At 43.9% G+C, this 19,018-nt stretch carries 24 protein-coding genes and 1 pseudogene; 7 read left to right on the top strand and 18 right to left on the bottom strand.

Translation table 11 applies throughout. The annotated features are described in order from the left end of the window. Positions 1 to 2: 2 nt before the first annotated feature. From Tfer_RS14890 to Tfer_RS14875, 5 genes and pseudogenes are all read right to left on the bottom strand, one after another. Positions 3 to 188 carry a hypothetical protein gene (locus tag Tfer_RS14890; protein ID WP_052219081.1) on the bottom strand — a complete coding sequence of 62 codons (186 nt, stop codon included), beginning with the start codon at positions 186 to 188 and terminating at the stop codon, positions 3 to 5. A gap of 990 nt (positions 189 to 1,178) precedes the next feature. Continuing rightward, positions 1,179 to 1,880: a GerMN domain-containing protein gene (locus tag Tfer_RS14885; protein WP_052219080.1), complete on the bottom strand. Its 702-nt coding sequence runs from the start codon at positions 1,878 to 1,880 to the stop codon at positions 1,179 to 1,181. Between the two features lie 105 nt (positions 1,881 to 1,985). Continuing rightward, positions 1,986 to 2,678 carry a cytochrome c biogenesis CcdA family protein gene (locus tag Tfer_RS14880; RefSeq protein WP_242843610.1) on the bottom strand — a complete coding sequence of 231 codons (693 nt, stop codon included), beginning with the start codon at positions 2,676 to 2,678 and terminating at the stop codon, positions 1,986 to 1,988. Positions 2,679 to 2,732: 54 nt separating this feature from the next. Next, positions 2,733 to 2,966, bottom strand: a pseudogene (locus tag Tfer_RS17010) (thioredoxin family protein); the annotation flags it as partial. Between the two features lie 12 nt (positions 2,967 to 2,978). After that, entirely contained in the window at positions 2,979 to 3,167 is a 189-nt protein-coding gene (locus Tfer_RS14875; RefSeq protein ID WP_052219079.1) for a thioredoxin domain-containing protein, read from the bottom strand. 145 nt (positions 3,168 to 3,312) lie between these two features. On the opposite strand from Tfer_RS14875, the gene Tfer_RS14870 reads away from it, so the two are divergent. Continuing rightward, positions 3,313 to 3,492: a hypothetical protein gene (locus tag Tfer_RS14870; protein ID WP_013121408.1), complete on the top strand. Its 180-nt coding sequence runs from the start codon at positions 3,313 to 3,315 to the stop codon at positions 3,490 to 3,492. A 35-nt stretch (positions 3,493 to 3,527) separates the two neighbouring features. Here the strand turns inward: Tfer_RS14870 and Tfer_RS14865 are convergent, their stop codons facing one another. The 5 genes from Tfer_RS14865 to Tfer_RS14845 form a co-directional block, all read right to left on the bottom strand. After that, on the bottom strand, positions 3,528 to 4,466 hold the full coding sequence (locus Tfer_RS14865) for a metal-dependent hydrolase (protein ID WP_052219078.1): 939 nt from the start codon (positions 4,464 to 4,466) through the stop codon (positions 3,528 to 3,530). A 77-nt stretch (positions 4,467 to 4,543) separates the two neighbouring features. Continuing rightward, on the bottom strand, positions 4,544 to 4,942 hold the full coding sequence (locus Tfer_RS14860; RefSeq protein ID WP_052219077.1) for a DUF3147 family protein: 399 nt from the start codon (positions 4,940 to 4,942) through the stop codon (positions 4,544 to 4,546). Between the two features lie 15 nt (positions 4,943 to 4,957). Continuing rightward, a complete protein-coding gene (locus tag Tfer_RS14855) occupies positions 4,958 to 5,317 on the bottom strand; it encodes a DUF3147 family protein (RefSeq protein WP_052219076.1) in 360 nt (119 codons plus the stop codon). A gap of 109 nt (positions 5,318 to 5,426) precedes the next feature. Beyond that, on the bottom strand, positions 5,427 to 5,666 hold the full coding sequence (locus Tfer_RS14850) for a hypothetical protein (RefSeq protein WP_052219075.1): 240 nt from the start codon (positions 5,664 to 5,666) through the stop codon (positions 5,427 to 5,429). Positions 5,667 to 5,810: 144 nt separating this feature from the next. Beyond that, a complete protein-coding gene (locus tag Tfer_RS14845) occupies positions 5,811 to 7,118 on the bottom strand; it encodes an S-layer homology domain-containing protein (RefSeq protein ID WP_052219074.1) in 1,308 nt (435 codons plus the stop codon). Positions 7,119 to 7,450: 332 nt separating this feature from the next. On the opposite strand from Tfer_RS14845, the gene sigI reads away from it, so the two are divergent. The 5 genes from sigI to phnE all read left to right on the top strand — a co-directional run bounded on the left by sigI (position 7,451) and on the right by phnE (position 12,379). Further along, on the top strand, positions 7,451 to 8,173 hold the full coding sequence (sigI, locus tag Tfer_RS14840) for an RNA polymerase sigma-I factor (protein ID WP_052219073.1): 723 nt from the start codon (positions 7,451 to 7,453) through the stop codon (positions 8,171 to 8,173). A gap of 38 nt (positions 8,174 to 8,211) precedes the next feature. Beyond that, positions 8,212 to 9,552, top strand: coding sequence for an anti-sigma factor domain-containing protein (locus tag Tfer_RS14835; protein ID WP_052219072.1), 1,341 nt, complete (start codon positions 8,212 to 8,214; stop codon positions 9,550 to 9,552). 237 nt (positions 9,553 to 9,789) lie between these two features. Further along, entirely contained in the window at positions 9,790 to 10,686 is an 897-nt protein-coding gene (phnD, locus tag Tfer_RS14830) for a phosphate/phosphite/phosphonate ABC transporter substrate-binding protein (RefSeq protein WP_052219071.1), read from the top strand. A gap of 57 nt (positions 10,687 to 10,743) precedes the next feature. Next, positions 10,744 to 11,517 (top strand): phosphonate ABC transporter ATP-binding protein, encoded by a 774-nt coding sequence (locus tag Tfer_RS14825; RefSeq protein ID WP_052219070.1) that lies wholly within the window; start codon positions 10,744 to 10,746, stop codon positions 11,515 to 11,517. Beyond that, a complete protein-coding gene (gene phnE / locus Tfer_RS14820; protein WP_200901049.1) occupies positions 11,501 to 12,379 on the top strand; it encodes a phosphonate ABC transporter, permease protein PhnE in 879 nt (292 codons plus the stop codon). Before Tfer_RS14825 ends, phnE begins: the two co-directional genes overlap by 17 nt. 251 nt (positions 12,380 to 12,630) lie before the next feature. Here the strand turns inward: phnE and Tfer_RS17005 are convergent, their stop codons facing one another. The 8 genes from Tfer_RS17005 to Tfer_RS17335 all read right to left on the bottom strand — a co-directional run bounded on the left by Tfer_RS17005 (position 12,631) and on the right by Tfer_RS17335 (position 17,890). Next, entirely contained in the window at positions 12,631 to 12,765 is a 135-nt protein-coding gene (locus tag Tfer_RS17005; RefSeq protein ID WP_242843608.1) for a hypothetical protein, read from the bottom strand. 224 nt (positions 12,766 to 12,989) lie between these two features. Next, entirely contained in the window at positions 12,990 to 13,352 is a 363-nt protein-coding gene (locus Tfer_RS17190; protein WP_282432075.1) for a reverse transcriptase domain-containing protein, read from the bottom strand. Further along, positions 13,342 to 13,602 (bottom strand): reverse transcriptase domain-containing protein, encoded by a 261-nt coding sequence (locus Tfer_RS17185; protein ID WP_282432074.1) that lies wholly within the window; start codon positions 13,600 to 13,602, stop codon positions 13,342 to 13,344. The genes Tfer_RS17190 and Tfer_RS17185 overlap by 11 nt, the downstream gene beginning before the upstream one ends. Then, entirely contained in the window at positions 13,535 to 13,819 is a 285-nt protein-coding gene (locus tag Tfer_RS16995) for a hypothetical protein (RefSeq protein WP_242843607.1), read from the bottom strand. The genes Tfer_RS17185 and Tfer_RS16995 overlap by 68 nt, the downstream gene beginning before the upstream one ends. A gap of 716 nt (positions 13,820 to 14,535) precedes the next feature. Beyond that, positions 14,536 to 15,594 (bottom strand): hypothetical protein, encoded by a 1,059-nt coding sequence (locus tag Tfer_RS14810; RefSeq protein WP_052219069.1) that lies wholly within the window; start codon positions 15,592 to 15,594, stop codon positions 14,536 to 14,538. 11 nt (positions 15,595 to 15,605) lie between these two features. After that, a complete protein-coding gene (locus Tfer_RS14805) occupies positions 15,606 to 16,682 on the bottom strand; it encodes an MBOAT family O-acyltransferase (RefSeq protein WP_242843611.1) in 1,077 nt (358 codons plus the stop codon). 467 nt (positions 16,683 to 17,149) lie between these two features. After that, complete coding sequence (locus Tfer_RS14800; protein WP_052219067.1) at positions 17,150 to 17,512, bottom strand: UPF0236 family transposase-like protein; 363 nt, start codon at positions 17,510 to 17,512, stop codon at positions 17,150 to 17,152. Between the two features lie 237 nt (positions 17,513 to 17,749). Next, on the bottom strand, positions 17,750 to 17,890 hold the full coding sequence (locus Tfer_RS17335) for a UPF0236 family transposase-like protein (protein WP_427916569.1): 141 nt from the start codon (positions 17,888 to 17,890) through the stop codon (positions 17,750 to 17,752). A gap of 319 nt (positions 17,891 to 18,209) precedes the next feature. Here Tfer_RS17335 and Tfer_RS14795 point away from each other — a divergent pair, with 319 nt between their 5' ends. Beyond that, positions 18,210 to 18,794 carry a UPF0236 family transposase-like protein gene (locus tag Tfer_RS14795; protein WP_052219066.1) on the top strand — a complete coding sequence of 195 codons (585 nt, stop codon included), beginning with the start codon at positions 18,210 to 18,212 and terminating at the stop codon, positions 18,792 to 18,794. The last annotated feature ends 224 nt before the right edge of the window (positions 18,795 to 19,018 follow it).

Here is a 19,018-nt window from a genome sequence, read left to right as displayed (position 1 = left end):
GGTTAAATGTTTCCTCCGCTCCGGGCGAAATCTCCATCGGATAACCGCTCCCGCTTACGCGGCTCGCGGACCGATGGACGATTTAAGCCCCGCTCCGGAAAACATTTAACCTCCCTTATCAACATCCCGGGGCGCCCTACATAAGTTGAGTGCCGGACTTCCCGGCGGCCTTCGCCATCTTCAAACATGCGGGAACTCCTCTGCCTGCCCGGCAGCGGTTTTGCGGGCCAGTCGCTCCCAAACGGTAGGCGGAGAACCCTGCCTACCCTTCCCTGGGTAAGGGTGAGAAAGAGGCCGCCCCGGTGAAACAATAAGTTGCGACTTGGTGGAGGGCGGCAAGCCTGTGTTAACGACAGTGAGGGCTTGAAATCACTGTTTCCGGCACGGGCACATCACCCCCGAGGACGTAATTACTTAAACCACAAAGCCCACAGCGCAGCCAAGCTGCAATCAAAATTTAAAAGACCAGAAACCCATGATAAAACTGAAAAAATGAAAAAAGTAGTCGTTTTCGTTTCTATATAATAACGGCTTTTAATCAAGATGAGAGCCCATAAACTGATTGCTAAAATACCACATTCCTTTCGCTATACTGTGACAAAGAAAGGAACCCGAGTTATGTTAGCTGCCTTGAAATTGAAAAGAAAAGACTTCCCTCAGTTTTTAATGACAGCCTAAAATTTAGTTTTTTTTTTTGCAAACTTTTACGAAGTAGTAGTACAGAGACACGGAGAAATAATTGTAAAAGGAGTTGTTGCTCTGTAGTTGCAGGTAGCCGCGGTACTGGTGGAAGGGTGGGTGGGGTTCTCAGGCTACCGTTAAGGAGCGACTGCGCCCGCAAAACCGCAGACAGGAAGGCAGGGGGTTCCCGCATGTTCGAAGATGGCGAAGGCCGCCGGGAAGTCCTTCGCTCAACGCAGGTTGAGTGGCTGGACGGGAGGCGGCCTGGCTTTTAAGAAATGCAACATGAGCCATCGAGTTCGGGAACACTGCCTTCCTAACCAGGTTTTGCAGCATAAAGCTCCTTGGTAGCGGAGAACCCCTCCCACCCTTCCGTGGTCGAAGGGAAGGCGTAGCCTCGGAGCAACGGTTACTTCACTATGCAGCGGCATTTATTTCTTTTATTAACTTTGTTTTCTGTCTGGGGGGCTGCATCAAAGAGTGAGGCAGACCTCTTATCACTTAATTATATCAGTATTTCGTTCAAAGGGTTTGGACAGGTCCATGTGCCCAGCAAGGGTATCAACCTTTTGGCCGTCAATCAGAATCTGTACTTTCTCAACGGTGGGGAATTGAGTCAGCACATCAACAATTGAATATACCGTCAGCAGTTCGCCGGTAGAACCGCCCCAATGATTATCCCTTAATTCTTTACTGAAATCAACTGTACAAAGACCATTTTCAATGTTAATGTCTTTCAGTTTGGTCCCGGAAGGAATGGTCCTCTGCAGCCCATCACCCTTTCGGGGGCCCTTAATCAGTTCTTCCAGGGCCGCCCTAGCAATACCCTCTTTTTTCGGAATACGCATGGTTTGTGCTTTTAGATACTCTCCGTCTTTATCAGCATAATACAAAACAATTTTCACTGTTTCCCTGGCGGTCTTTGTACTCATGGCAGTGGCTGTCTCTGTTCTCTCGTTATTCCTGTTTCCGGCAGCGGTTTTATCCGTATTTTCGGACTTGCTACTTGCGGGCTTGCTTTTGAAAGCCGCTTCTCTTTGCAAATCCATAGTTGTTTTGCCGGTTACCACCTTCCAATGACTTTCCTTAAGTTTGTCCCACGAAATGTTATGCAGGGACCCACTTCCCATAGCCAGTCCAACGGCTAATAACAGTCCCACTCCCACCATCAGTTTTTCTCCGAACTTGCCTGAAAACATCTGAATCCTCCTTCCAATCTTTCGTAGTGTTTGTCCTACACTACACTATATTGAGGAGGACATACTTTTATGACTTTCCGGAGAAAAATTTTCCAAAAAAATTTTTTAATACCATCTTGCCAGCACAAGAAAATATAAACCAACCAGGATCAAAATCACGCCTGAAGCTTTAGTGATATAGGCCGTCCACTGCTGAAACTTACGCAAGCTGGCTAGAAAAGCAGCAAAAGTCCCGGCAATAACCAACGGCAAGCCGTGTCCCAAACCGTAAATAAATAACATGGCTGCACCAGTACCGATATTGCCCTGCGCTGCAATGTAGGTCATAATTACAGCCAGTACCGGTGTGGCACAGGGTGAAGCCACCAGTCCGAAAAGCATGCCAATAAAGAAAGAAGGCAACAAACCTCTACTCTTAATGGGCATCTTCTTTAACGTCGGAAACTTAATATTGATGACTTCCAGTAACTGCAGGCCCATTACAATTGCGACAAAAGCGATAACATAATACCATCCTTTGCCGATCTGGCCGAAAATCTTACCCAGCAAGGCAGCAAAAATGCCGAGCAAGGCAAAGGTAACAGCCAGACCTAAAACAAAGACAAAGGACATAACAAAGCCCCGGGAACGGGATCTTTCCGAATAACCACCGATATAACCCATCATCACGGGAACCATTGATAATATGCAAGGGCTGAGGCTGGTTAAAATACCACCGAGAAAAACCACCAAAAAGGTTAACAGGGAAACATGTTGCACTAAATTGGGGAGTGTTTCATTAAAAAATGTTTCTAACACCTAGCCACCCCTTTCACAAAAAAGCATTCTCGAAATAACCGACTGTTGACAGGGTTATTTATCCCGTAACAGTTGTTGGATGTATTTTTCCAATGTCTTTTGCGTGGTAACTCCCGTATAGCTTTGCACCACGTTACCTTTGGCATCTATAAACCTGAAATTGGGGATGGCATCAACCTGAAATTCGGCAGCCAAAGTATTCCCCTGTGGGTCATCAACGTCTGCCACGATAAATTCCACCTGCCTGCCGTATTTTTCCTTCAGAGCCATAATCACGGGCTCCATCTGCCGGCAGCCCGGTCACCAACTGGCATAAAACTCCAGAAAAACGGGTTTTCCCTGGCCTTTGGCTTTGGCGAAAGCGTCAGCCGGATTTGGCGTAACGGCAAATTTTTCTTCCCCTTTTGACATAAAACTCGGAGCGGCCATAATCCCAATGATCACAATAACTAAAACCGCCAGTATAATTATTCTTCCCGTCTTTGACAATATACCCTAACCCCCTTCCCGTAATATTAATATACGCTATTATACCATATAAATTAAAATCGTCATAATAAATTTAGGGCGACAGATTATTTTTCCGCCAGAAAGCAAAGAATATTAGATACAAAAGCAGGCACGGAGGTGCACAATGGATAAGCTGGAAAAAGTCAATAAACTTATCGAAAAAGCAAAAGAAAATTACGCCAACATATCAAATAATATAATTCCCGGCATTCAGGGCGTCAGTGTCGAAGGAGTCGACCTTATTCCGCTTGGCGGAGATGCAAAAGCAAATCATGAAGAACCGAATAAAAAATCGCACCAATAAAAGTGGTTGTTTAAAAGCTAAAGAGGCGCTGTTTCCTAGAATGACAGGTTATGCTTTTTGCTGTAGGGTTGAAACACCGCTTCAGCAATTTCACATTCCCGGCTTAACACAACCTTGGCGTTGTGCAAAAAGTCATCCCGCACAAAATAACGCAAATCAGCAAAACAGACCACATGGTTTTCCCCATCCTGATAGTAATGGATATGATAATAGGGAGTAAAGCTTTGAAACAAGCGGCCAATCTTTGAATATAAGGCCTTTTGAATAATATGGTTGTGGGGCACTTTTTCCAATACTCTCCTAATGCCCGTTTCAAAAGACAACCACTTTGCTTCTCCAACAATATACTTGTTTCTTGTTTCCACCAGAAAACTCCAGTCCCACAGGCTAACCATAGCCGGCATGACAATAATGCGCTCAATATCCTGTTCCCTGTATTGTTCACTCAGAAACAGAAAAACAGAATGCCTCATGTACAATCTGAATAACAAATAAATTACCGTTAAAACCAATATGACCAAGGAAACCCGGGGAAAGCTGCCCGGCCAGAATAGAGCGGCCAAACAAAGGCCTGCCAGAACCGGGTCGAAAAGCACCAGCAGGTTAAGAGAATACTTTTTTTTGCTCAACGGCCATAATACCTGGGCTCCATAGGAGTTAAGCACGTCAAGAAAAACATGGGAAAGCCCGCCCAATAAAGCCCAGGCAAACAAAGCAACAAACCTGTATCCGGATAACAGGTATACCGCCAAGGCAATCAGACCGGCATTACATATCAGGCCCGGCACGGAATGGGACATGCCCCGGTGGTTTTTTAGATAAGCTATATGTCCCCGCAACTGGTAAACTATATCCATGTCCGGCATTAAAGAGCCTAGCACCGTTGAAAGATACAAGGGATCAGATATCGAAAGCTTTTCGCCGGAAATACCGGCGATTACGGTACCTACCAGAAAATGTGTCACAGGATCCATACCAGAGCCTCCCCCATCCAGTATGCGTGTTCATTATAGCATAACTGCGGGGGAAAATAATCGGCCAAAATATGGAGTTATATGGCCTTCCTTTTCATCCTGATGCTATAGAATTTTTCCTGTAAACGGTTGACGGTCATGGAACTTATTACCCAGACAGGTACAGACAAACCGATGCCCAGCAGCCATTTACCTGTCCACCTGATAAAAAATATAGCGGCAATAACACATAAAGCGCACCCTATCATTCCCGCTACCGCACCCTGGGCTACTTCCCCCGCCATTTTATCGCCATCCCTTCTTCCAGTTAAAGCCACAGAAGCTATCATGACAGCCGGAAAAGCAGCAAAAAGCCCAGCTACGATTTTCCACGGAATAACGAAAGACAATAAATAGCATCCTACAACAGCAAGACCTCCCAGACTAAACCTTGTTAAAATTTCTGCCAGGTTATCACTTATAAGTTTACTTTTCACCTTTGCCCCTCCCAGTCAGAAACGTAAAGCTGCGATAATGGCTGCGCCGGTAAAAGCCCAAACAAAGAAAGTATAAACCAGGCCCTTTTTATACCCAGTCCGGGGGATAAGCCAACCAGCCACCAGACATGCGATAATATTGGCCACCATTCCGACCAAGGCTCCTTTTGAAACCTGCAGTACCAGATGATTAGCTAAATGAAGGTCTTTGCCCGCTCCCACCGAAATGACTGATGCCAGAAAAACCCCGGGGAAAGCGGCAAAAATACCCCCAAACCTGCCTCCGACCTTTTTCCCCAAGAGATATGCGGCGGCAACACTGCCGCCGCCTAAAACAAATCTGAGTAAAACGCCCAAAAAAGTAATTTCCTGCATCTCTGTTACACTTCCCTGTATAGCCTGTTTTAATGAAACAATTCTCTTTTTTACTAGGAATGGTACAAATTAGTTTTTAATAGTGGAAAAACTGCGGTTTCCCGCAGTCCTATTCATTAGTGGCAGGCGTCTGATAAGTTATCAGCCCTTCGTGCATAAACTGAATGATCCGTTTGGTGGAAATTCCCGATTGCGCGCTCAGTTCCAAAAGAGATATTTTAGGATTGACCCTGACACAATCCCTGATTTTAGCCATCTCCCGGTCTCTTTTTTGGGAACACTCCGGACAGATTGCTTCGCTTTCGGAGGTTATTAATTTACCGCATTCTCTACAGTTTACCAGTGCCATTGTAAAATCACCCTTTGCAAGCAGAAGGATTTTTTCTACCCTGATTCTTATTTTATATAATTATTGTGTGATAGTAAATAATTATACAGGAACAAAAAACCAAACACCGGATAAATTTCCGGTGTTTAACGGCATATCAGTAAATTATTTGATTATTTTGATTGCAACTCCGTCTGCATTCAACTCTACCTTCACCTGGTCGCCAACGCCAATATCCTCGAGATCAGCTTCTTTATCGTCCACAATAACTTTTGCATCTTCGGAAACGTTGTATGTAACCTTAAGTACTCCAAACCTAAGGAGTTCCAGTTTCTTATTGGCAGTGTCAATGGCTGTGACCTCTCCTCCGATATACTTCTTGTCCGCCGTAAACTCTTTAGCCTCCAGATAGGCCACATTTCCTTCAGCATTCAACAGCAGCAAGACCCTGTCGCCTGCTTCAAGGTCTCCCAGCTCAGCAGGCTGCCCGTTTCTGTAAATTGCGGCTTCGTCAATAACCTTATAATCTTTAACTTCTTTATAAACAGAATCATAAACAGAATCGTAAACAGAATCAGTTACATTGGAGGCCACACTGATTATTGCATTTGCCGCGTCTACCGATACCAGAATGCCTTTCACCCGGCCATTTTTCAAACAGGTTCCCAATTTATCCTCCAAGAGCCCCAGGAGCGTAGCCATCTCGGCCCGTGTTACGGGTTTATTGGGCTTAAAGGTTTTGTCGTCGTAACCCTTGATCAAATCGTTAAGTACCGCCAAAATTAAGTACTCTTTGCTGGTTTCATCTAATGTATTGGTATCAGAGAAATATACGGCCGCCTGAACAGCATCCTCGCCGGGGTCTATGCCAAGGGCTTTAACCAGGATAGTGGTTACAGCTATGCGGGATGCTGCTCTATTCGGTTGAAAATGGACAGAAGGGTCAATTAAATTCTTATCGATGGCCACGGCTACATATCCCACTGCCCACTTGGGGACAGCTGCCATATTGTTATACGGCAATGTGGCATCCATTTTGGCCTGTGCTTCATCCTCATATCCCAGTGCTTTTACAACCATGGTTATTACTTCGGCCATGGTTACCGGCTTATTGGGCTGGAACGTGCCGTTGGCATAACCGCGGACTACACCTTCCAGGTTCAATCTCTCAATATTTTTCTTGGCCCAATGGTTGGCAATATCGGGCATCTTTTTCCTCACTTGGTTTTTTATTTGATTTCTTTCCCGGTTCTTACCCTGCTGCTTATTGTTCTCTTTTAATTGTTCCTTCTGACCGGCCTGACCATTTCCCTTGTCAACTTCCTTGTTGTAAACTGACTCACTAACCTTTTGCTGAATTCCAAATATTATCTGGTAATCATTGTCCCCGGCAGCAAATGCTATCCCCGGTAGCAAAAAGGTCACCACCAGCGCCAAGGATGTCAAAACCGCCCAAAACTTTTTTGTTTTCATAGGATTCCCTCCTCTTAAAGTTAATTAACTTTGAAACCGGTATGAACTTGGCCTTGCGACCCCTTTGTTCTATTATTACGAATCCCGCTTTACCTTTTCGAGGGTAGTTCCTAAAATTTCTATTTCCGAGATCTTACCGAAGGTGCGTAAAATCCGGCCTTTAGGTCCGGTGATTATAAGACGTATCGGGCGTTAGCGAGGAAGCCAACCAAATATGTTTGATTTCCCAGCACCCCTTAAAAAAAAGCAGGAATGGCGTATCAATTTATAGAAACCGGTAATGGACTTGAACAAAGTCATGAAAAACATGTTTTTCATGATGGGGTGTTTATATGGCCTACGATTCCCACCAGAAACTGATTGATTCGATCAAAAAAATTAAAAATGGCGATCTGGCCGCCAGAGACCAACTGCTGAACGAGTATCGTCCCTTTATCTGGAAAGTTGCATCAGGCATTTGTAAACGCTCCCTGACCTGGGGAGTTGATGACGAACTGAGCGTTGCTCTTATCGCCTTTAACGATGCTCTGGATGCCTATGAACCGGGCAAAAACGTTTCTTTTCTGACCTACTCCAGAGTGATAATACTAAACCGTTTGAAGGATTTGTTCCGGAAGCAAGCAAAACTGTCCAACGAGGTACCTTTTGAGACAGAGTTGGAAAACGGCGAAATTTTTAACCCGGCAGACACCAAGGCCGCCTGGGAAGAATATCAAAATAAAACGATTGAAGATGAACGCCAGGAAGAACTGGAACGTTATGAAAAACTAATCAGGGATTTTGGAATTGAATTCGAAGACCTGGTGGAATGTTCTCCAAAACACCGGGACTCAAGGGAAACCTTGTTTACAGTAGCCCGGACCCTGGTGAATAATAAGGAATTGATGGATCACCTGCTTTTTAGAAAACAACTTCCGTTAAACAGCTTGCAGGATCTAACCGGGGTAAACAGAAAAACCCTGGAACGAGGGCGCAAATTCATTATTGCTACGGCTTTAGCGCTGTACTTTAAGGAAGATTTTATCTATCTTTACTCTTATATAAACTTCAAATAATTTTTAAAGGTTGGTTTTTACAGAAAGAGGTAAGAATTATGACTGGGCAAAGAGGATTAATAGTTAAAATTAAGGGTTCTCACTGCATTGTAGTTACGGCAGACGGCATTTACAAAGAAATTCCCCTGCCTACAACCCCTGTCAGGGTTGGGTCTGAAATTTACTTTAACGAAAGGACCCGGCGGCATTTAATAAGACCCGTCGCGCTGGCAGCCTCGATTATTGTTTTACTTTTTTCTTTAGCTTTACTGCGTTCTGTCGTTACACCCCAACCGGCTGCTTTCGTGTCGCTGGATATTAACCCGAGCATTGAACTGGCCGTTAATCAAAATCTCCAGGTAATCGCCACGGAAAGCTATAACCCTGACGGAGCAAAATTGCTCGAAAATGTTCGGCTTAAAGGAATAAACTTAAACCAGGCTGTCCGCACGCTTGTTAACGAGGCCACCAGAAAACATTACCTGTCGCCTGACCGTGAAGGTATGATTGTAGCCACTATTGCCCAGTCCCTTGCCGAAAAAATTATAAATAATGAAGCATTGAACAACGAACTGGCCGGAGCAACCAAAATAAATAACGTTAAAGCCAGGATTCTGGTGTATGAAGTTGATGAAACTTTGCGCCAGTCAGCCAGAGAGCAGGGACTTACAGCAGGAAAATACCTGGTTTTTCGCCAGGCACAGGCCGCCGGTATAAAGGTCCGGGCCGGCGATATAAAAACCAAAAGTATCCGTAGTTTTATAGAAGCCTATAAAATCAACCTGCTGCCCAACAATAAAATAATCGTCCTGAAAAAATTGAAAAACCTCCCCGGAGAAACCATCGAGCTCGATAACCTGTTACAAAACCAAAAATACTTGCCAAACAATGAAAAGGTCAGAAACACCAACGGGCGGGAAATGACCGAAGTTACCGAAAAGCCGACGGGCATACAAAATCAGCCGATTTTTCCCAACAGTAATAATAACGGTCATCCGGGGGCCCGGTCAGGTAATCCCAAGACCAAGGGCAACAATTCACAAAAAGGCCAACAGAAAAATCAAAATCCAACTCCCGCCAAAGACAGGGAACTCAACCTGCCCAGGCAAAAAAAGCAGGTAAACGACAAGAAAACCGATCTGCAACCGGTAGAAAATACAAAAACTAATAGGGCACAGGATTCCTCCCCGGGGAGTACCCCTGGTAGCGGAACAAGCGGGAATGCGGTGACGCCACCGGCAGACCACGGCAATACAGGTTCGGACTCCCCAGGTCCTGCAAATGGCAGCGGAAAATCAGGTACTGGAAGTTCTTCCGGCTCTTCTGGTTCCGGCCCTTTAGGTCCCGGCGGTTCCGGTTCTTCCGGCGGCTCAGGTGGTTCTGGAGGAAGGACAAGATAATTTTGTATTTCTTTCAGTCAGGTAAAATAAAGTATTTATATCAACCAGGAAAAGGGGCGGGATACTATCTCCGCCCCTCAATTACATTGGAGCATTTTAGCTTTTCGTGCTATATCAAATAAAATTTCCATAAAAAATGTTTATTGAATATTTTATGGGGCTAAAAAATGTCAATTAGACAAACTTACTTAGTAGTGCTATATTTTTAATTAGCATTACTAAGGAGGTTAGTAGGAAATGAAAACTTTATTGAAAATTATTTGTTTGACAGTTTTAGTACTTGCCTTCGGCATGTTATTAATTGGCTGTTCCGGCAAGACGGTAAATAGTAGTTCCGAAAAAAAAGCTGCCATAACAAAGGTTTTACGGGTTGGATTAGTTCCTAATCAGGCTCCGGATAAAATCAAAGCCAAATATGAACCTTTTAAGGATTACCTTTCCAGCAAACTGGGCATGAAAGTTGAACTATTTGTCGCCAACAACTATGCCGGGGTTGTAGAAGCCATGGCAAGCAATAAACTGGATATGGCCTATTTCGGCGGTCTTACCTATGTCCAGGCCAGGCAAAAGGTTCCGGTACACCCCATCGTTACCGAAGTGGACAGTGAAACAAAAACTACCAAGTATTACAGCCTTATTATTGCCCCGGCAGATAGTCCGGTGAAGACCCTGGCTGACCTAAAGGGCAAAATCTTTGCCTTTGGAGACATCAGTTCTACCTCAGGGTCCCTCTATCCCCGTATAATGCTTGACAAAGCAGGCCTTAAGGTACCTGATGATTTTGCCAATGTCATATACACCGGAAAACATGATGCTACTGCCCTGGCCGTCCAGAACGGGAAAGTAGATGCCGGCGGTCTGGAAGGCAGGATACTGAACAGGCTTATTACTGAAGGAAAAATTGATAAAAGTAAAATAAAGGTTTTAGCTAAATCTGACTACATAGAAGGCTATCCCTGGGTAGTTCTCGATTCAATGGACAAAGAACTGGAGAATAAAATAATTAACGCCTTTCTGACCATGAATGACAAAAAACTGCTTAAACTAATGAACGCTGTAAGGTACGAAAAGGTCACTGCCGAGGATTACAAGTATATTGAAGAACAGGCAGCCCGGTTAGGCCTTCTTAAATAACCGGGAATAACGGCAGTATTATTACCGACAAAAATTTTGATAACCGAGGCAGGCGAAATGGAAGGAACAGCTACTTTTAATCCAGAGATAATCAGGGCAAATAACCTGGTGAAGATCTACGCAACAGGAGTAACAGGCCTTAATGGTCTGAACCTGAGCATATCCCGGGGAGAAATGGTGGGAATACTCGGGGCCAGCGGTTCCGGGAAAACCACCTTTTTCCGGTTGCTCAACGGGTCTATTACCCCAACGAGGGGGGAACTTTTTGTCTTGGGGAAACGCCTTGGCCGTCTCCCTTACAAATCACTGCAGAAATTGCGCTCCCGGATGGCCCTGGTTTACCAGAATCATAATATTATACCCGGTTTGACGGTAGCCCAGAATGTACTAATGGGGAGACTGGGAAAAGTTTCTCTTCTACGGGCGGTCAGGATGGCTCTTTTACAAACAAATAAAGAACTTGAAGATATACACCATGTGCTCGACCAGTTAGGACTGGCTGATAAAATGTTTCACCACGCCACAGATCTTTCCGGGGGCCAGCAACAACGTGTGGCTATTGCCAGGGCTTTATTTAGTGATGCAGAGATTATCCTGGCAGATGAACCGATTGCGTCCGTCGATTATAAGACAGCAGAAACGGTCCTTACCCTCTTAAAGAATCTTAACCGGGATAAACAGACCACTATTATAATGAACCTGCACCAACAAGACTTTGCCCTTAACTTTTGCCCCCGGGTAGTGGTTCTTGATAAGGGGAATCTGGTTTATGACGGGCCGCCGGAAAATTGGATTTGTGGAGGGAGAAAGAATATTGTTTCCGGAAAATAGACTCAGCCAGCAAAGAAAAATCAGCTACCTGAATCTGTTTTTAATCCTCCTTTTTCTCTTTTTGTTTACCTGGAGCGCCAAAGCCACTCGTTTCAATCCGGCGGCTTTCACTGACCCTGCGAACTTGACCGGCATCGGGCGTTTTGTCTCCGGGCTGTGGCCCATTGAACATAGTCCTGAATTCCTAAAGAACACTGGCATCCTTCTTGTTGAAACTATAGAGATTTCCGTAGTTGGTACAGTACTGGCAGTAGTATTTGCCATCCCTTTAACCCTTGGAGCAACTAGGTTAAGGGGTGAAGAGTTTTCCAGGAGTAGCCGCGGCACTTTATACTGGCTGGGAAGATGGTCGGTCTACTATGGGTCACGATTTATTCTCAATCTATGCCGAGGAATTCCCGAATTGCTCTGGGCGCTTATCTTTGTAGTTGCGGTTGGCTTGGGCCCTTTCCCGGGGGTACTGGCTTTAGCTGCCCATAGCACCGGGGTACTGGGCAAGCTTTATGCTGAAATACTGGAATCAGTAGACCAGCGGCTGGTGGAAACAGGACGGGCAACAGGGGCAAGTGAGTTGGCAATCCTTTTATTTGTGAAAATCCCGGCTAGCCTTCCCGTATTGCTCTCATATACTTTATTCAGGTGGGAATGTAACATGCGGGCGGCCACTGTCCTGGGGTTTGTTGGCGCCGGAGGAATTGGCACTCAGCTCACTATCAGTATGCAGCTCTTCGCCTATGATGAAGTATCCACCTTAGTTTTGGCCATTTTGGGTTTGATTTTCCTCGTTGATATTGTCGGACAGGTAATAAGGACACGCATCCTGGACCATTCCGTCAGGTGTAACAGCGATTTGTTGTCATAGGAATCGAGTAAGGTAAAGCCGAAGTAATTTACTTCGGCTTTATCCTTCTGACAGAACCGTACGTACGGGCCGCGCATACCGGCTCCTGGTAAAGGCTCCCCGCTGGTTAGGTGACAGGGTTTCTTTCAACCCATCGGCTCACAAACATGCTGGTAGAGTGAAAGGCTGATATTTCAGCCCCTCCTCATCAAACCGTACGTGAGGTTTTCCCTCATACGGCTTTCCGATGTTCGTCATTTATGAGCATTCGGTTACGCAAGTTTCAGTAGATTACGTTGTTTTAGCATCTCGCTGACTTGACGCCACACACTTGTATGGCGTCTTTTTGTCTTCTTGGCGTACCAACGACAGAAACGTTGAATGATATACCAGTCCAACTTCGCCATCTTTAGCTGGCTATATGGGGTGGCATAGTAATTCTTCCAGCCTCGTATTTTGGATTCAGATACTCGATATGCTCCTCGAATGACATCATTCGTGCAGATGGGGGAGCCAATCTCGCTTTAACTTCATCCCGAATGTGCTGTTCTGCCTTTTTAGTTAGCCACTGCTGGGTGGTATAATACACCCAGCCTTTAGATGTTTCTGCCTTGGTCTTTCGATGGTGCATTCACAGGAAGTCAAAACCTTGTTCCCCTGTCCACATCCCGACTAGCTTTGTCTTGATGGGATGCAAGGTCAGGTCTAGCTTCTTCATAATGGCGTTAATCATTTCCATGGCTTTCTCTGCGTTCTTCTTGGTCTTGCAGACCACCACCAGGTCATCCGCATACCTCGTTAGTTCTCCATACTGCGTGCAATGTTTCTCCCACAGTAAATCCAGTACGTTAAGGTAAATGTTTGACAGTAAAGGGGATATGACTCCTCCCTGTGGCGTTCCTTTTTCGGTTCTGGTCAGATTCCCTTCCTCCATGACTCCCGCTTTCAGCCATTTCCGTATGAGTTTTAGTATTCTTTTATCATTAATCCGCATTTCTTATCAACATCATCAGCTTCTCCTGATTAATGTTATCAAAGTAGCCCTGGATATCAACGTCAACTACCCAGTTCCCTTTGCGGTTACATGCTTTCCTCACACGGTCCAGTGCATCTTTTGCACTTAACTTCGGGCGAAATCCGAAGGAACAGTTCTTGAAGTCTGCTTCGAATATCGGCTCAATCACCATCTTCACTGCCATTTGTATTACTCTGTCCCGTACTGTTGGTATCCCTAATGGCCGCATCTTGCCATCTTTCTTCGGAATGTAGTGTCTGCGCACTGGCAGTGGCCGGTATTTGCCTTCTTTTAATTCTCGCTGACACTCTAATTAGGAATGCGTCCACTCCTATCTTCTCAATATCAGTCAGGGTTTGGTGGTCAATGCCACTTGCCCCTTTATTGGCCTTTACCCTTCTCCACGCTTCCTGCAGCACATCCCATCGATAGACCTTGTCATACAACGCGTGAAACCTTCTTTTCTTGCTTGCCTTGGCTGCATAACCTAGCTTCTCTTGGAGTTCTCGAACTTTTTCTTCTGGTGTAGTTAGCCTTATGGCATTCACTGTTCTTACCTCCTTGATTAGCTTGAACAAAGCAGAGGTCCTTCCCTCCAGCAGGTTGTGCTGTCCTGCTGTTCTTCGGTACTATGACCTCCTCCGACTCCCTTCCTGCAGGTTAACCACTTCACCTTTTGGGCTTATAGGTTTCCAGTTTACAAGTTTCCTTGTGCAGGGGATGGCCTCCCCAGTTCACTGCATTATCTTTGTTACCATACCGCTCCCTCTACGCCGGGAGATTCTTCGGTGCTGTTCCAAGTTCTCCACACCTTCCGTGGTCTTCGCCAATATGCCCGTGGCTCGACTTCTCCTTGTCCCTCTTGCGAGGCCTTTTTGACAACGCGGCAGGATTCACTTTATGTTACGGTCTGGTAACTTGCTCGCCCTGTCTCTGACAGGTACTTTTGTCGATACGCTTTTACGCACAGATTTCTCTCTACGCAAGTATCCTAGCTACGGAGCACCTTGGCGCTTACTCCGACCGGACTTTCACCGGCTAGATAATGCGTGCTTGGCTGGGCACGCAACACGGAAAAGGGGCGGGATACTATCTCCGCCCCTCAATCTTATATAATTATTTTAACTTTTCATTACTATACCAAATCATCTCAAACATATTATTAAAACTTGCTTACATCCAAAGATTCCACTTGCTCCTTCAATATTCTGTTATACTGTTCCAGGTTATTATTGTTAACCCTGTACTTATCCTTTACTATATTGTCAATTATCCATTCATTGATAGCCGGTGAATGATGCGCCAGGTCTTTGTAGTTATCAAGGTTGAAAGTAATCTTTTTTTCGTGTTGAAAATCGTAAATCTTTACATTAGGGAGTCCGCCAATCTGTTTAAAAATGTATTTTTTTATAAAAAGTTCATTTTCAAACAGTTGTGGGTTCTTTTCATAATAAAATCTATGCTGAAGAATGCTATATGGGGGGTAGTAGAGATAAAACGTAATTTCAGGATTACTTTTCACGAGCGGTATAATGTTTTGATCTACGTTCTTTTTAATATTGTCAATTTCATATTCAGTTATCGTGACAGGCCCTCCTTTTTTGAGTCTTTCCCACTCCTTCAACACTTTTTCTTTCCCGAAGCTTTCCCGGAAACCCCAGTTATTGAGAATATTGAGGTCAGGGTTTTTTCTTTCCATAACTCCCAATGCCACAGCTAACAGGCGAAACACCTGTCTGGTTGTATCAATATTGAGCAAATAATTAACATCGTTAAAGAGGTTTTTATCATATAAATAATAAGGAAAAGCCCCATATTCATCTCTTACCCGATTAGGCTCTCCACGCAGCGAAAAATAATCTACTGCCCAAATTATATTTTTCACTTTACCGGTGTTAACAGCAAGATTTCCTATCATAAACTGTTCTTTGGCAGATGAGCCCATTATCGAAAGCTTTAGTGTTTTTACCCCTAATTTTGCATCTATATAAGAAGGCAAAAAGTTCTCGCTCATCGATGTTCCGAGAATAATGGTATCATACTGGTAGTTTTTGGCCAACCCCGGATTCTGATACCTTTGCTGGTCGGAAAAATCAGGTTGGTAAAAGGCTTTCCGGTAGTATTGTAACGGGTCTACTATAAAATTGACGGTCATAAATATTAAAATCAAACTTAAGGTTAAACTAATTATGGAGATCGACCATTTTTTATAAATTTTCATAATTCATACCCCTAAAACTGAAAATATAAAAATTCAGAAACTCTATTCATACCGAATATCCCGGCAACCAAAAATACCGTTACCACCATTGCCCATTTCCAGTTAGGCTTGAGGTTCATTACCCAGGCGGCGCTGTTTTTCCAGCAAGTAACAAACAGGTATAGCAAAGCCAGGACCACAATCTCGTTCCTGCCTGCCGGTAAAGCCTGGGTGATGCCAGTATGCAATCCTACATGTTTAATGTTAATCATACCCTTTAAAACAACTAATGCCTGTGGTAAATTTTCCGCTCTAAAAATAACCCATGTGGCAGTGACAAAGAAAAAAGTCAAAATGCGGCCCGGGAGCCAATGCATTCTAAAGCCTATCGTTCGCCATAAGTGGTTGATTACCAGCGCTACCCCGTGCAAAAATCCCCAGATAACAAAAGTCCAGGCTGCTCCATGCCACAATCCACCTAAAGTCATTGTTATAACAAGGTTAATACATTTACGGAACAGCCCCCTGCAGCTCCCGCCTAGAGGAATATACAGATAATCCCTTAAAAACCTGGACAATGTCATATGCCATCGGCGCCAGAACTCAATGATTGAAGCCGATTTATAAGGAGAGTTGAAGTTTTGTGGAAGTTGGATATTAAAAAAAAGAGACAGGCCAATGGCCATATCTGTATATCCACTGAAGTCAAAATAAAGCTGAAATGTATAACTAAGGGCAGTGGCCCAAGCTTCAACCATAGTCAAACTCATGGCTTTAAACCCCGGATTGGCCCAATGAGCTAAGGAATCGGCTATTAAAACCTTCTTAACTAAACCTACAGCAAATAAAAATAGCCCATTCGATATGTTTTTCCAATTAAGTACTTTGCCTCTTAGTGAAGCAAATTGAGGCATCATTTCTTTATGATGTATTATGGGACCGGCTATAAGGTGAGGGAAAAAAGTCACAAAAAGAACATAATTTATAAAACTGTATTCTTTGGCTTCGCCCCTGTAAGCATCAACCAAATACGCTATTTGAGTAAAAGTGAAAAAGCTTATGCCCAGCGGTAGTATAACATACAAGGGTGAAAATCGAGAACCTGTCACCGCATTGATGTTAGCAATCAAGAAATTTGCGTATTTATAATAGCCTAATAATAAGAGGTTTATTGTTATTCCAACGATTAAAGCAATTTTTTTACGTACCGTTGACGAGGATTTAGTTAATATGGACCCGGTGAAATAGTTAAACAATATGCTTCCCGAAAGAATAGGAAGGTTTGCAATGTTCCACCAACTGTAAAAAAAGACAGAACAGAAAGCAAGCCAACCCCTGGACACTTTCACTAATCGAAACTGATTTAATATAAAGTATAAAGTAAAACATATAGGCAGATAAAAAAAGAGGAACTCGTAGGAATTAAAGAGCACTTATGGGCCACCCTTTCTTATAATTTCTTTAAACACAATTTATTATAAACCTGTCTAATACAAATCGTCAATGTTGTGCTGTAATTGGACAGTGTCAACTTTTTGTAGGATTTTTTTTTGCTAGACCACCCTCTATAAATGGTCTAAAAGACATATTCTCCGTTTTGTATTCCTCTTAAAAACTTAAATAAAGGTATTGCTTTACCTATATTCAATACCATCTTGGCCTTTGGAAGCCAGTTGAGCCCTTCTTTTATCCAAGCGGCGCCGTCTCCATGGAGGTATATGCGTTCTATCGCTTCTACTTTATAGGCCCCATATGTCCAGTTAACGGCTTCAAGCCACAATTTTTCGGAACTTTTTCCGTAACTGCCTATGTGGTGCATATTTACACCTCGCCCACGCTGACCGCTTTTTTCTATCCCCTCATGGATGCTTATCAACGGCACTATTGTATTGGTCCCATCCTGCAGCGCTACATGTTCTTCATCTGCTTCTACATGCAAAACCCTTACCCGCCGCTTTGCGCCACGCTGGACCGGTTAATGTATAAATGCGAGCAGTTTAATATGACCGGTGATAGCTACAGGTTAAAACACCGACAAACAATACTGAACACGTAAAATAATTTCCAATTTTAAAGGTGGTCAAGTGCTGTATTTTTGTTGGCCGAAAATGCTGTATTTTTATTGACCGCTAACACGCCGCCGCTCACATGCCTGCTGCTCTCTCCAAACGATGACTCACTTGCATGTTCTATTAACTCTACCCGCAACTGTCCCGGTTATTCTCTCATATCCCTCCAATCCTACGGCTTTATCAATAAGATATACATAGTCATCCCTCTTCCTGTCATAATAATATGTCCTCTTATCTGCCCAAATTGCGTATATATCTCCCGTTTATTGGCCTTACGTTCTATAACTATACCCTTATTTTTCCGCCACGCTTTATCCTATTTCCTTGTCCAACAGTTCCAGGTATGCCTTCATCATTTCGCGAAACCCATCTGCTTTTTCTTTTAAGCCTTTTTCCATCTCTTCCAGGCTTAACGGCTTACTTTTTCCAAAAAATCCTGCAACGTTAGTGTAAAATTATCTTGGGTATATACCAGGAAATGACAAAATAGGGCAGGAATTTGGGTAAAAAAAGAGAAGACCTCCAATGTTTTAACCGCCAAGAAAAAACAAAGGAGGGTCTTCCTTGAGCACAGCCCTGAAACTAAACGCTTCAGAGTTCCTGGCAGAGAGTCCGGTGATGGACAGTCCGCCGGTTCGTGCCCTTATCAACAGTGTACTTGCTGGTGATATAAATTTCAATGGGCTTGAGAGGGAATTATTTAAAATTTTGCGAGAGAGCTTTGTAAAGGTACTTGTTGCAGTATTGGAGAAAATCGATGATATGCTTATGTATTCTGCTAAACGCAGTGGTTGGGAAGTGCATGATAGACATGAGTGCGAAATCGAGGAGTTCAAGAGTTTACTGAATAGTGTATGGGAAGGCATAACAGACTGGCGGGAAAGAAACAGGCCAGTACCGGAAAATGCCCGAGGTTTAGGAGTGATTGAATCAAATGTAGGGCATACCATAGCTCGACGATTTAAACATCAAGGAGCATCCTGGAGTCCGCAAGGAGCCGTTAATCTGGCCAAAGTACGCTGTGCAGTAAGGAACAGCAACCTCATAGAATTAATGCGGTTATCAGGACCGCCGCCAGTAGAAAAGTCCAGCGAAGTCACTAAAACAGAAATAACAAAATTACTGGTCGAGAAAAGCTTTTTCAAATAATCCAGCTAGGCAATGGTCTCAGCGAAAACAGTAGAAGGAAAAGAATCTGACGCCTTGACTTCCTTGGCGAAAGTTTGTCAAAGAAGAGAGTGTAAAATATTTTGTGTAAACCCCCTGAACATAATATAATTTTTTCAAGGGGGAGTTAGTAAATGGATTTTTTTACAGATGACCAAATCAGGCAGTTGATTAAGGAACGTAATCTTAAAACCGCTGCAGATGTT

The organism is Thermincola ferriacetica (assembly GCF_001263415.1).
Lineage (GTDB): Bacteria > Bacillota > Thermincolia > Thermincolales > Thermincolaceae > Thermincola > Thermincola ferriacetica.
The sequence above is the reverse complement of the archived record's forward strand: the minus strand, read 5'-3'. Positions and strand labels throughout refer to the sequence as shown.

Excerpts from the sequence above, each read along its gene's own strand:
- Tfer_RS14890 (WP_052219081.1), bottom strand. The coding sequence starts at position 188 with ATGTTTGAAGATGGCGAAGGCCGCCGGGAAGTCCGGCACTCAACTTAT.
- Tfer_RS14885 (WP_052219080.1), bottom strand. The coding sequence starts at position 1,880 with ATGTTTTCAGGCAAGTTCGGAGAAAAACTGATGGTGGGAGTGGGACTG.
- Tfer_RS14870 (WP_013121408.1), top strand. The coding sequence starts at position 3,313 with ATGGATAAGCTGGAAAAAGTCAATAAACTTATCGAAAAAGCAAAAGAA.
- Tfer_RS14865 (WP_052219078.1), bottom strand. The coding sequence starts at position 4,466 with ATGGATCCTGTGACACATTTTCTGGTAGGTACCGTAATCGCCGGTATT.
- Tfer_RS14855 (WP_052219076.1), bottom strand. The coding sequence starts at position 5,317 with ATGCAGGAAATTACTTTTTTGGGCGTTTTACTCAGATTTGTTTTAGGC.
- Tfer_RS14850 (WP_052219075.1), bottom strand. The coding sequence starts at position 5,666 with ATGGCACTGGTAAACTGTAGAGAATGCGGTAAATTAATAACCTCCGAA.
- Tfer_RS14845 (WP_052219074.1), bottom strand. The coding sequence starts at position 7,118 with ATGAAAACAAAAAAGTTTTGGGCGGTTTTGACATCCTTGGCGCTGGTG.
- sigI (WP_052219073.1), top strand. The coding sequence starts at position 7,451 with ATGGCCTACGATTCCCACCAGAAACTGATTGATTCGATCAAAAAAATT.
- Tfer_RS14835 (WP_052219072.1), top strand. The coding sequence starts at position 8,212 with ATGACTGGGCAAAGAGGATTAATAGTTAAAATTAAGGGTTCTCACTGC.
- phnD (WP_052219071.1), top strand. The coding sequence starts at position 9,790 with ATGAAAACTTTATTGAAAATTATTTGTTTGACAGTTTTAGTACTTGCC.
- Tfer_RS14825 (WP_052219070.1), top strand. The coding sequence starts at position 10,744 with ATGGAAGGAACAGCTACTTTTAATCCAGAGATAATCAGGGCAAATAAC.
- Tfer_RS17005 (WP_242843608.1), bottom strand. The coding sequence starts at position 12,765 with ATGGCGAAGTTGGACTGGTATATCATTCAACGTTTCTGTCGTTGGTAC.
- Tfer_RS17190 (WP_282432075.1), bottom strand. The coding sequence starts at position 13,352 with ATGCGGATTAATGATAAAAGAATACTAAAACTCATACGGAAATGGCTG.
- Tfer_RS17185 (WP_282432074.1), bottom strand. The coding sequence starts at position 13,602 with ATGCGGCCATTAGGGATACCAACAGTACGGGACAGAGTAATACAAATG.
- Tfer_RS14810 (WP_052219069.1), bottom strand. The coding sequence starts at position 15,594 with ATGAAAATTTATAAAAAATGGTCGATCTCCATAATTAGTTTAACCTTA.